The organism is Streptomyces mexicanus (assembly GCF_902506575.1).
Classification (GTDB): Bacteria; Actinomycetota; Actinomycetes; order Streptomycetales; family Streptomycetaceae; genus Streptomyces; species Streptomyces mexicanus.
Genome location: NZ_LR732544.1, coordinates 6,165,809 through 6,177,779, shown reverse-complemented (window position 1 = coordinate 6,177,779; position 11,971 = coordinate 6,165,809). Strand labels below are relative to the sequence as shown.

Genomic DNA, 11,971 nt, shown 5'->3' with positions numbered 1-11,971 from the left:
CGCAGGGACCGCTCCCTGTTTGAGGCCAAACGGTATGGACGGCCGCCACGTCCCCGCAAGGGCCCGGCCGCAAAAATTTATCCATCCGGATAGCTATTGACCAGACTCTCCGCGGCTTCCTATGTTGTTTGACGCCAAACGAGTTGCGGGTGCGGCGCTCTCCGCCGCACCCCTCGGCCGGGGCCCGGCCCGGCGCCGTACCGAACCGGGCCGGGCCCCTTGCGAGTCCCGTCCCGAGACATCCCCGCCCCGACGCCCTCACCACAGGAGGACCGGCCATGAAGGTCGTCGTCGACATGAACAAGTGCCAGGACCACGGCCAGTGCGTCTTCGCCGCACCCGACGTCTTCCGCTTCGACGACGCCGGGCACCTGGCGTACGTCCCCCACCCCGACGACGCGCTGCGCGACGAGGTGGAGGAGGCGGCCGACGTGTGCCCGCTGCAGGCCATCCGGATCGAGGACTGAGCGATGAGCGCAGGCATCGTCGTGGCCGGCGCCTCCATGGCCGGGCTGCGCGCCGCCGAACAGCTGCGCGCCGCCGGCTGGGACGGGCCGATCACCCTCGTCGGGGACGAGCCCCACATGCCCTACAACCGGCCTCCGCTGTCCAAGGAGGTGCTGGCCGGTACGGCGCCGTTCGCGTCGCTGGCCTTCCGGCCCCGGGCCGGCGTGGCCGACGTGGAGTGGCGCCTGGGCACCCGGGTCGCCGCCGCCGATCTCGGCCGGCGCGTCGTCGCACTCGACGGCGGCGAGGAACTGCCGTACGCCGCTCTGGTCGTCGCCACCGGCATGCGACCGCGCCGGCTGCGCTGCCCCGGCCCGCTCGCCGGCCGCCACACGGTCCGCACCATCGACGACGCCCAGGGGCTGCGGGAGGCACTGACCCGCCCCGGCGCCCGCGTCGTCGTGGTCGGCGCCGGATTCATCGGCTGCGAGGTCGCCGCGACGGCCGTGGCGCTCGGCGCCGCCGAGGTCACCGTGGTCGACCCGCTGCCGCTGCCCATGGTCACACCCCTCGGTGACCTCCTCGCCGGCGCGCTGCTCCGGCGGCACCGGGAACGCGGGGTGCGCTTCGTGCTGGGCACGGGTGTCGCCGGATTCGAGGGCGGGAGCCGGGTGAGCGGAGTCGTGCTCGGCGACGGCACCGTGCTGCCCGCCGACGTCGTGGTGGAGTCGGTCGGCTCGCTCGCCAACACCGAGTGGCTGGACGGCAACGGCCTGGACCTGGCCGACGGGGTGCTCACGGACGAGCACCTGCGCGTCGGCGGCCGCCCCGACGTGGTCGCCGTCGGCGACGTCGCCCGCTTCCCCAACGCCCGTTACGACGGCGTGCCCCGCCGCGTCGAGCACTGGTCCATCCCCACCGACACGGCCAAACACGCCGCGAAGGTCCTGGTCGCCCATCTGACCGGCACCGACGCCGACCTGCCCCCGTTCGCGCCGCTGCCCACCTTCTGGAGCGACCAGCACGACTTCCGGATCCAGTCCTTCGGCGCGCCGGCGCTCGGCAAGGACGACGTGCGGGTCCTGGAAGGCGACCTCGACGGGGACGTGCTCGCCGGCTACCACGCGGGCGGTCGTCTGGTCGGCGTCGTCGCCCTGGGCGGCCGGGCCGCCGCGGCCGCCGCCGCCCGCCACCGCGCCACCCTCCTGCGGCAACCCGCCCTCACCGCATAAGGCCCGCACCGCGTCGAGCCGCGGCCGGGCAACGCTCCCATCGCGCCAGGCCGAGACCGCCCAGGACAGACACCACCCAGGACAGACACCGCCCAGGACAGACACCGCCCAGGACAGACACCGCCCAAGCAGATACCGGGCAAGGCCGACGCTGCCCAAGAAAGACACCGGGCGAGGCCGACACCGCACAAGCCCGGCACCCGCATCAAACCCGACGGGGCCGCTCGCATCGCGCCGGGCCGACACCGATCCAAGGCCCGCACCCACCCCAAGCCCGCACACCGCACAAGACCGTCACCGCGTAAGGACCCCCCGTGACCAGTGTCCGTGGATACTTCCACCCCAAGACGGCGACGGGTGTCTCGTCGCTGATCCCCTCGCCCCCGTGGCGCTACTCCGGCGACCTGCTCACCGTCGAGTACCGCACCGACCCCGCCCGCGTGCGCGAGCTGCTGCCCGAACCGCTCCAGCTCGCCGACGAGGACCCCGGGGCGGTCGCCCTGATCTGGGCCGACTGGCAGTCCTGCTCGGCCGGCGGCCAGGAGCTGCTGGACCCCGTGCTCTCCCAGTACAAGGAGGCGTTCGCGGTCGTCCGCTGCCAGTACAAGGGGCGGACCTACTCCCGCTGCGTGTACATCTGGGTGGACAAGGACTTCGCCGTCGCCCGCGGACTGCACCAGGGCTACCCGAAGAAGCTCGGCTCCATCCACCAGACCCGCCCCCACCCCTACGGACCGGGCACGGGACCCCGGGGCGGCGGGCGCGAACGCGGCCACCGGACCGGCGGCGACGGGCGCGGTGCGCGCGACCGGCGGGGTCCGCGCCGCAGCAGGCGCGAGCACGCCACCCGGGCCCGCCGCGACGGGCGCGGTACGGGTCCCCGGCCCGGCGGGCGGGCGTACCACCGGGGTGAACCTCCTCGCCCTGCGCAGCCACAACACCGCGCTGGTCCTGGACCTGCTGCGCCGGGCCGGGGCGGACGGGATCAGCCGGCTGGAACTGGCCGAGGGCACCGGGCTCACCCCGCAGGCCGTGAGCAAGATCACCGCACGGCTGCGGGAGCGGGGCCTGGCGGCCGAGGCGGGGCGCCGGGCCTCCACCGGGGGCAAGCCGCGGACGGTGCTGCGGCTCGTGCCGGAGGCCGGGCACGCGGTGGGCGTGCACGCCGACCGGGACGAGCTGCGGACGGTGCTGGTCGACCTGAACGGGACCGTGGCCGCCGAACGGCGCGGGCCGCTGGAGTTCGGGGCGGGGGCCGAGGCGGTCGTGGAGCGGGTGGCCGCACAGGTCGAGGCCCTGGTGGCGGGGGTGTTCGGGCCGGGGCCGACCGCCGCGGACACCGTCGCGGGGGCGCCGGTCCCGCTCACGCGGGTGGACTCCCTGGTGGGCGTCGGCGTCGCGCTGCCCGGCCCGCTCGACCACGCGCGGGGCGTGCTGCACCGGGTCACCGGGTTTCCCGAGTGGGACGGGTTCGGGCTGCGGGACGCGCTCGGGCGGCGGCTCGGCGTGCCCGTGGTCGTCGACAAGGACACCAACGCGGCGGCGCTGGGCCTCGCGGTCGCCGGCGCGGGCGACTCCTTCGCCTACCTGCACCTCGGCACGGGGCTGGGCGCCGGGCTGGTGATCGGCGGCAGCGTGCACCGGGGGGCGCGCACCGCGGCCCGTCCAGCTGGATCACCTGGTGCCCGAACTCGCCCGCGCCGGGAGGCGAGCGCGCGGTGGCGGCGGGCGCGGCGCAGTTGCTGCTGGGGCCGGTGTTCGGGCGGGGGGACGGGTGAGCGGTATCCGCGGGCACGAGTGCACGAGTGGGCGACGCCCACGGGCGCCAGTGAGCGACGCCCACGGACACGGGTGAGCGACGCCCGCGGGCGCACGGGGGTGTACCCGGGACCGCCCTCCCCGGCGCCCCGCCCGGGCCGCCCGGGAGATGCTGCTCTCGGGAGGTCCTGCGGAAGCCACCGACCCCGTCTGGCACGATCCCCGGGTGGACTACCCGAACGACCAGGCCCCCGGCGCCCCGGTCCGCTCCGGCATCCCGGAGCACGGCCGGATCCCCAAGTACTACGCGGTGAAGGCGAGGATCGACCGCCTCGTGCGCGAGCTGGGGGAGGGCCGCCCGATCCCCACCGAGCGCGATCTGGCCGAGGAGTACGGCGTCGCCCGCGAGACCGTGCGGCAGGCGCTGCGCGAACTGGTGCTGGAGGGCAGGCTGCGGCGCCGCGGCCGGGGCACGGTCGTCGCCGGGCCCAAGCTGGAGCAGCCGCTGTCGCTGGCCAGCTACACCGAGGGGGTGCGCCGCCAGGGCCGCACCCCCGGCCGTACCCTCGTCACCCTGGACCGCTTCCCCTGCCCGGAGCCGCTGGCCGCCGAGACCGGGCTGCGGCGCGGGGAGCCCGTGTGGCACCTGGAGCGGGTGCTGCTCGCGGACGACGAGCGGGTCGGCCTGGAGAGCACGTACGTGGCCGTCGCCCGCGTCCCGCGCCTGGACACCGACTTCGACCCGGACTCCTCCTTCTACGGCTACCTCAAGGGCCTCGGGATCTCCTTCGGGGACGCCGACGAACGCATCGAGACGGTGCTGGCCACCCCGCGCGAGGCGCTGCTCATCGGCACCCCGCCCGCGCTGCCGATGCTGCTGATCCACCGTGTCTCCCGGGACACCGAGGGCCGCCCGCTGGAGCGGGTGCGCAGCCTGTACCGGGGCGACCGGTTCTCGTTCACCACACACCTGCGGGGCTGACACCCCACTCGTGAGAGACGCCACACCACCCCCCGTGGCGCATCACGAAAAGATAACGGGTCTAGCCCAATCGTGATGGCTCGTTCAGGCTCTCGTTGTCAGCCGGACTCTTCCGGTTCGCCGTTCGAGAGGAGCGTTGCCGTCGTGAAAGTGACAGTCGTCGGAGCCGGCGTGGTGGGCACCCTGCACGCCTGGCAGGCAGTGGAACGCGGCCACGAGGTCGTGCAGATCGAGCGCGAGGCCGAGGCCCGCGGCGCCTCGCTGCGCAACTTCGGCCAGATCTGGGTGAGCGGCCGCGCGGGCGGTGAGGAGCTCCGGACGGCCCTGCGCGCCCGCGAGCTGTGGGAGGAGATCGGCGGCCGGGTGCCCGCGCTGGGCTTCCGCGCCAACGGCTCCCTCACCCCGGTGCGCGGCGAGCTGGAGCGCGCCGTCGCCGAGGCCGCCGTGGCCCGCCCGGACGCCGCCGCCCGCGGCTACAAGCTGCTGACCCCGGGCGAGGCCCGCGCCGTCAACCCGGCGCTGCGCGGGGCGTTCGACGCGGCCCTGTACTGCGAGCGGGACGCCGCCGTCGAGCCGCGCACCGCCCAGCGCGCCCTGCGCGCCGAACTGCTCAAGCACCCCCACTACACCTTCCTGCCCGGCCGCGAGGTGCGCGAGGTCGTCGGCGAGAGGGCCGTCCGCGACGACCACGGTGACGTGCACGCCTCCGACGTGGTCGTGCTGTGCACCGGCGCCTGGCTCGGCGGGCTGGTGCGGGAACTGGCCGGCCCGGACCTGCCGGTGCGCCGGGTGCGGCTGCAGATGATGCAGACCGACCCGCTGGGCGAGCCGCTGACCACCTCCGTCGCGGACGCCGACAGCTTCCGCTACTACCCGGCGTACGCCTCGGCGGCGCTGGACGAGCTCAACGCCCGTCAGCCGCAGCCGGAGACGGCCGCCGCGCACCGCATGCAGCTGCTGATGGTGCAGCGCGCCGACGGCGGCCTGACCATCGGCGACACCCACGAGTACGAGCACCCCTTCGCCTTCGACACCGTCGAGGACCCCTACGACCACCTCACCGGCGTCGTGGAGTCCCTGCTCGGCCGGCCGCTGCCGAAGATCCGCCGCCGCTGGGCCGGGGTGTACGCGCAGTGCACCGACCCGGCGCGGGTGGTGCACCGCCAGCAGGTGCGCGAGGGCGTCTGGCTGGTGACCGGGCCCGGCGGGCGCGGCATGACCTGCGCGCCCGCGATCGCCGAGAAGACCGCGAACGACCTGGAGTGGTGAACGACCCGATGACCGACACGACCACCCCCTGCGCTCCCGGGCGTCCCGGCGGCCCCGCCGCACCCGACATCCGTCTCGTCGTCCTGGACATGGCCGGCACCACCGTCGCCGACGGCGGGCTGGTCGAGCGGGCCTTCGCCGCCGCCGCCGCCGACCTGGGCGTCGAGCCCGGCTCCGCCGACCACGCCGAGAAGCTCGCTTACGTCCGCGCCACCATGGGCGAGTCGAAGATCTCCGTCTTCCGGCACCTGTTCGGCACCGAGGAGGACGCCCGGCGCGCCAACGCCGCCTTCGAGAAGGCGTACGGCGAACTCGTCGACGGCGGCCTCGTCGCCCCCGTCCCCGGCGCCCGCGAAGCCATCGAGGAGTTGCGGGCGGACGGCCGCACCGTCGTGCTGACCACCGGTTTCGCCCGGGTCACCCAGGACGCGATCCTCGACGCGCTCGGCTGGCGCGACCTGGTCCCGCTGACCCTGTGCCCGGCCGACGCCGGCGGGCGCGGGCGGCCGTACCCGGACATGGTGCTGGAGGCGTTCCTGCGCACCAAGGCCGCCGACGCCGTCCACCAGGTGGCCGTCGTCGGCGACACCTCCTACGACGTGCTCAGCGGCGTGCGCGCCGGCGCCGGCCTGGTGGCCGGGGTGCGCACCGGCGCCCACGGAGACGAGGAGTTCCACGCCGCCGGCGCCACGCACGTGCTGGACTCCGTCACCGCCCTTGCGGCCCTGCTGCGCGGAGAGCGGTGAGATGAGCATCCGGTTCGACTCCGTCACGGTCGCCTACGACGGCAACGTCGTCCTCGACGCGCTCGACCTCACCGTCGCGCCGGGCGAGGTGATGGCGCTGCTCGGGCCGTCCGGGTCCGGCAAGACCACCGCGCTGCGGGCGGTCGCCGGGTTCGTGCGGCCCGCGTCGGGGCGGGTGCTGCTCGGGGAGCGGGACGTGACGGACCTGCCGCCCCACCGGCGGGGCATCGGAATGGTCGTGCAGCAGTACGCCCTCTTCCCGCACCTGCGGGTCGAGGACAACGTCGCCTTCGGGCTCAAGGCCCGCAAGACCCCCAAGGCCGAGATCCGCCGGCGGGTCGCCGAGGCCCTGGAGATGACCGGCATGGCCGCCTACGCCCGCCGCCATCCGCGCGAGCTGTCCGGTGGCCAGCAGCAGCGGGTGGCCATCGCCCGCGCGCTGGCCATCCGGCCGGCCGTGCTGCTGCTCGACGAGCCGCTGTCCGCGCTGGACGCCCGGCTGCGCTCGGGCATGCTCGCCGAACTGGCCCGGCTGCACCGGGAACTGCCCGAGGTGTCCATCCTGTACGTCACCCACGACCAGATGGAGGCGCTGACCCTCGCCGACCGGATCGCGGTCATGGACAAGGCGCGCCTGCAGGCGTGCGGGACCCCGCAGGAGCTGTACCGGGCGCCCGCGAACGCGTTCACCGCCTCCTTCGTCGGCAACGCCAACCTGCTGCCGGTCACCGTCCCCGCCCGCGGCGCCGTCCTCGGCGACGCGGAACTGACGCTGGACACGGCGGGCGCCGCCGCCGGCGCGCGGGCCACCCTGTGCGTCCGGCCGCACCTGGTCGGCCTGGGCGAGGGCCCCAACCGGCTCACCGGGACCGTCCGCGAGATCCAGTGGCGCGGCGCCACGCACCGGCTGTACGTCGACGTCGCCGGCCACACGGTGAGGGCGGACCTGCCCGAGCTGCGCGAGGCGCCCGCGCACGGCGAGCGGATCACCGTGCACTTCGCACCCGAGGACGCGGTGCTGCTGGCGGCGGGGGTGAGCGGCGATGAACACTGAACCGGCGCTGCGGGCGGCCCCCGCCCACGACGCGGCGGGCCCCGCGCCGGAGCCCGGCCGGACGAACCGCACCGCCCCCGGAGCCGCCGGAGCCGGACCCGGCCCCGGCTCCCGCGCCGCGCGGCGGCTGCTGTGGGCGCTGCCTCCCGTCGCCCTGCTCGCGCTGTTCTTCCTCCACCCGCTCGCCCTCGTCGTCCGGCAGTCCCTTCAGCCCGACGGCGGCGGCACCTCCCTCCAGCCGTACACCGACGTGTTCGCCTCGGCCGCGTTCCGCGAGGCGCTGTGGACCACGGTGTGGATCGCGCTCGCCGCCACCGCCGGCTGCCTGGTGCTCGGGTTCCTGCTGGCCCTGGTCATCGCGTTCGTGCCGTTCCCCGGCGCCAAGGCGCTCGCCCGGTTCGTCGACGTCTTCCTGTCCTTCCCGTCCTTCCTGATCACGCTGGCCCTGCTGTTCCTCTACGGGCGGACGGGCATGGCCAACGGGCTGTGGACGCAGGCCACGGGCGCGGCCCACGGGCCGTTCGACTTCCTCACCACGCCCTGGGGCGTGCTGCTCGCGGAGGTCACCTACTTCACCCCGTTCGTGATGCGCCCGCTGCTCGCCGCGTTCGCGCAGCTGGACACCGCGCAACTGGAGGCGGCCGGTTCGCTCGGCGCCCGCGCTCCGCACATCGTCCGGCGGATCATCCTGCCCGAGGCCCTGCCCGCGCTCGCCGCCGGCGGCAGCCTGGTGCTGGTGCTGTGCCTCAACGAGTTCGGCATCGTGCTGTTCACCGGCGCCAAGGGCGTCACCACGCTGCCGATGCTCGTCTACGGCAAGGCGATCCTGGAGTCCGACTATCCGGGCGCGTGCGCGGTCGCCGTCGTCAACGTCCTGATCTCCGTGGGCCTGTACGGCCTGTACCGGGTGGTGAGCCGTCGTGCTGGTGCATAGCCGCGGGGCCCGCTGGGCGGTGTGGGCGGTGTTCGCCCTGCTGTTCCTGCCCCTGTTCGCCCTTCCGCTCCTCGTCGTCCTCGGCGCCTCGTTCGCCACCCACTGGTCCGGTGCCCTGCCCTCCGGCCCGACCACCGCAAACTACCGGACGGTGGTCCGGGGCGAGGCCCTGCACGCGCTGACCACCAGCCTGCTGACCGCCGTCGCGGCGAGCGTGCTCGCGCTGACGGTGGGCACCTGGGCGGCGCTGGCCGCCGCCGCGCTCGGGCGAGGCCGGCGCCGGGTGCTGGACGCGCTGTTCGTGCTGCCGGTCGCCGTGCCGTCGGTGGTGGTGGGCCTGTCGGTCCTGGTGGCCTTCTCCCGGCCGCCGCTGCTGCTCAACGGCACCCGCTGGATCGTGATCCTCGCCCACACCGTCCTGGTGACGGCGTTCGCCTACCAGTCGGTGTCCGCCGCCCTCGCCCGCCTCGACCCGGCCTACGAGCAGGCCGCCGCCTCCCTCGGGGCCGGCCCGGCGTACGTGCTGTGGCGCGTCCGGCTGCCGCTGCTGCTGCCCTCGCTCACCGCCGCGGCCGGGCTGTGCTTCGCGCTGTCCATGGGCGAGTTGAGCGCGACGATGATGCTCTACCCGCCCGACTGGACCCCGCTGCCCGTGCTGATCTACGCCGCCACCGACCGCGGCGCCCTGTTCACCGGCTCCGCCGTCGCGGTGGTCCTCATGGCGGCGACCCTGCTCGTCCTGTTCGCCGTCTCCCGCGCCCGCACCAGAGCGTCCTACCGCTGACACCGGCCGGGCCGCCGGCCCCGCACTCCCCGACCGGCCCCGGGCGCCTTCTCCGGCCCGGGCCGCTTCCCGGACCAAACCCCTTTTCCCACGCCAGGAGTTCACCTCGCCATGCCCAGAAACACCCTCAAGGTCGCCGCCCTCATCGTCCTCGCCGCCCCGCTGCTGTCCGCGTGCGGCGGCTCCTCCTCCGCCGCCGACGCCAAGGTCGTCACCGTCTACAGCGCCGACGGCCTCAAGGGCGAGAGGGGCGACGGCTGGTACGACCGCGTCTTCAAGGACTTCGAGAAGCAGACCGGCATCAAGGTCGAGTACGTCGAGGGCGGCTCCGGCGAGATGGTGCAGCGCGCCGTCCGCGAGAAGAGCAACCCGCAGGCCGACGTGCTGGTCACCCTGCCGCCGTTCATCCAGCAGGCCGACGCCAAGGGCCTGCTGCAGAAGTACGCCCCGAAGGGATCCGACCAGGTCGACGCCTCCGACAAGGCCGCCGACGGCACCTGGACGACCGTCGTCAACAACTACTTCGGCTTCGTCTACGACAAGAAGGACCTCGAGCAGGCCCCCAAGACCTGGCAGGACCTGCTCGACGCCAAGTACGAGAACAAGATCCAGTACTCCACGCCCGGGGTCGCGGGCGACGGCACGGCCGTGCTGATCAAGGCCATGCACGACTTCGGCGGCAAGCAGCAGGCCCTGGACTACCTGAAGAAGCTCCAGGCCAACAACGTCGGCCCGTCCGCCTCCACCGGCAAGCTCGCCCCCAAGGTGGACAAGGGCGAACTCCTCGCCGCCAACGGCGACGTGCAGATGAACTACGCCCAGTCCAAGACCATGCCCAACCTCGGCATCTGGTTCCCGGCCGGGCCGGACGGCAGGCCCACCACCTTCGCCCTGCCCTACGCGGCCGGCCTGGTCACCAAGGCCCCGCACGGCGCGAACGGCAGGAAGCTCCTCGACTTCATGCTGACCGAGCAGGCACAGCGGCAGGTCAGCGCGATCGGCGGCGGCTTCGGCGCCCGCAAGGACATCAAGGCCACCGACGCCAACGCCACCGCCCTGGCCGGGCTGATGAACGGCGTCGAGATCTTCCAGCCGGACTGGGCCGACATCGAGAAGAACCTCACCCAGTACGTCGAGGACTGGAAGACCGCGACCGGCTCCTGACCACGCACCCCTGGCACGCCCCCGGGGCGCCACCACGGCCCGGTCCGCCTCCGTTGCACCGGCGGCACCGACCGGTACGGGGTGAGCGACGCCGTGAAGATCACACCATCCTGACCGGGCCGGGCCCTGACCGGCCGGTCCGGCACTAGGCTGAGGGCGTCGGTACGCCGTGGTTCCGGCGCCCCAGTCGACGACCGTACGCATGCCAGGAGACGCACAACATGGCAGACCGCAAGCCCATCGAGTCGTGGCTCACCGACATGGACGGTGTCCTCATCCACGAGGGAGTGCCGATCCCCGGCGCCGACGCCTTCCTGAAGAAGCTGCGGGACTCGGGCCGGCCGTTCCTGGTGCTCACCAACAACTCCATCTACACCCCGCGCGACCTGCACGCCCGGCTGCGCCGGATGGGCCTGGAGGTGCCGGAGGAGAACATCTGGACCTCCGCGCTGGCCACCGCCCAGTTCCTGCACGACCAGCGGCCCGGCGGCAGCGCCTACGTCATCGGCGAGGCGGGGCTGACCACCGCGCTGCACGACATCGGCTACATCCTCACCGACCACGAGCCCGACTTCGTGATCCTCGGTGAGACGCGCACGTACTCCTTCGAGGCCCTGACGAAGGCGGTGCGCCTGATCAACGACGGCGCCCGGTTCATCGCCACCAACCCCGACAACGTCGGCCCGTCCGTCGAGGGCGACCTGCCCGCCACCGGTTCGGTGGCCGCCCTGATCACCGCGGCCACCGGCAAGAAGCCGTACTTCGTCGGCAAGCCCAACCCGCTGATGATGCGCGCCGGGCTGAACGCCATCGGCGCCCACTCGGAGACCTCCGCCATGATCGGCGACCGCATGGACACCGACGTGCTGGCCGGTCTGGAGGCCGGGATGCGCACCTTCCTGGTGCTGACCGGGGTGACCCAGCCCAAGGACGTGGACCGCTATCCGTTCCGGCCCTCCGAGGTCGTCGACTCGATCGCCGACCTGGTCGACCAGATCTGACCCGGCCCCGGTCCCGGCGCGACCGGCCCGGCGCCGTCGCCCCGCACCGCCTTTCCCCCGCTCCGTTCGCGGTCGGCTCCCTTTCACCCGGACGGAGCAACGCCGGCCCGGCCGCGGATGCGGGCGGGCACCTCCCGGGGGTCTGCTGGTACCCGGAGGTCTCACGATGGGTTCAGCGCGCCTGACTGTGTGTGCCGGGCTGCTGGTGGCCGGTGCCGTCGCGCCGGCTCTCGCCCCGTCCGACACCGGCCGCACGGCGGACCAGACCGGCCGGGGCCGGGCTCCGGCGAGCCCTTCGCCCGCCGCCGCTCCCTCCCCGACCGCGCCGACGGCCTCCCCGTCCACCCGTCCGGGCGCGGGCGGCCCGGGCGCCGCCCAGGCGGTGACCGGGCTGCTCCTGGCCGGGGTCGCCACGGCCGCCGTCCTCCTCCTGCCACGGGAACGCGGCACCCCCACCCGGCGCGACCGTGACCACAACCGCGACCGTGACCGTGACCGGACCGAGGGCTGAGGAGGCGAGACGATGCCCGACACCCGACACCGCCGCCCCGCCGACCCCGGCACCGACCCCGACTTCGGCCCAAGCCCCGACCTTGGCAC

11 protein-coding genes and 2 pseudogenes are annotated in these 11,971 nt (G+C 74.3%); all 13 read left to right on the top strand.

All coding sequences use genetic code 11. The features are described 5' to 3' along the window. Nucleotides 1-278 precede the first annotated feature (278 nt). Nucleotides 279-467: a ferredoxin gene (locus tag GV126_RS27580; protein ID WP_159671843.1), complete on the top strand. Its 189-nt coding sequence runs from the start codon at nucleotides 279-281 to the stop codon at nucleotides 465-467. A gap of 3 nt (nucleotides 468-470) precedes the next feature. Beyond that, entirely contained in the window at nucleotides 471-1,679 is a 1,209-nt protein-coding gene (locus tag GV126_RS27575; protein WP_159671842.1) for an NAD(P)/FAD-dependent oxidoreductase, read from the top strand. Between the two features lie 314 nt (nucleotides 1,680-1,993). Then, nucleotides 1,994-2,420, top strand: a pseudogene (locus GV126_RS27570) (acetoacetate decarboxylase family protein); the annotation flags it as partial. Nucleotides 2,421-2,477: 57 nt separating this feature from the next. Continuing rightward, nucleotides 2,478-3,353 (top strand): annotated as a pseudogene (locus GV126_RS27565) (ROK family transcriptional regulator); the annotation flags it as partial. A gap of 310 nt (nucleotides 3,354-3,663) precedes the next feature. After that, nucleotides 3,664-4,419, top strand: coding sequence for a GntR family transcriptional regulator (locus GV126_RS27560; protein ID WP_159671840.1), 756 nt, complete (start codon nucleotides 3,664-3,666; stop codon nucleotides 4,417-4,419). 144 nt (nucleotides 4,420-4,563) lie between these two features. After that, nucleotides 4,564-5,688 (top strand): TIGR03364 family FAD-dependent oxidoreductase, encoded by a 1,125-nt coding sequence (locus GV126_RS27555; RefSeq protein ID WP_159671839.1) that lies wholly within the window; start codon nucleotides 4,564-4,566, stop codon nucleotides 5,686-5,688. An 8-nt stretch (nucleotides 5,689-5,696) separates the two neighbouring features. After that, entirely contained in the window at nucleotides 5,697-6,434 is a 738-nt protein-coding gene (locus GV126_RS27550; RefSeq protein WP_159671837.1) for an HAD family hydrolase, read from the top strand. Between the two features lies 1 nt (nucleotide 6,435). Further along, nucleotides 6,436-7,488, top strand: coding sequence for an ABC transporter ATP-binding protein (locus tag GV126_RS27545; RefSeq protein ID WP_159671835.1), 1,053 nt, complete (start codon nucleotides 6,436-6,438; stop codon nucleotides 7,486-7,488). Continuing rightward, the gene (locus GV126_RS27540) at nucleotides 7,478-8,422 is read left to right on the top strand and encodes a 2-aminoethylphosphonate ABC transporter permease subunit (protein ID WP_159671834.1); all 945 of its coding nucleotides are present in this window, start codon (nucleotides 7,478-7,480) and stop codon (nucleotides 8,420-8,422) included. The genes GV126_RS27545 and GV126_RS27540 overlap by 11 nt, the downstream gene beginning before the upstream one ends. After that, nucleotides 8,409-9,206 carry an ABC transporter permease gene (locus GV126_RS27535; RefSeq protein ID WP_185946651.1) on the top strand — a complete coding sequence of 266 codons (798 nt, stop codon included), beginning with the start codon at nucleotides 8,409-8,411 and terminating at the stop codon, nucleotides 9,204-9,206. The genes GV126_RS27540 and GV126_RS27535 overlap by 14 nt, the downstream gene beginning before the upstream one ends. Before the next feature lie 111 nt (nucleotides 9,207-9,317). Next, nucleotides 9,318-10,370, top strand: a complete 1,053-nt coding sequence (locus tag GV126_RS27530; RefSeq protein WP_159671832.1) for a 2-aminoethylphosphonate ABC transporter substrate-binding protein — start codon at nucleotides 9,318-9,320, stop codon at nucleotides 10,368-10,370. 221 nt (nucleotides 10,371-10,591) lie between these two features. Then, entirely contained in the window at nucleotides 10,592-11,371 is a 780-nt protein-coding gene (locus GV126_RS27525) for an HAD-IIA family hydrolase (protein WP_159671831.1), read from the top strand. Nucleotides 11,372-11,537: 166 nt separating this feature from the next. Then, entirely contained in the window at nucleotides 11,538-11,882 is a 345-nt protein-coding gene (locus GV126_RS27520) for a hypothetical protein (RefSeq protein WP_159671829.1), read from the top strand. Nucleotides 11,883-11,971 lie beyond the last annotated feature (89 nt).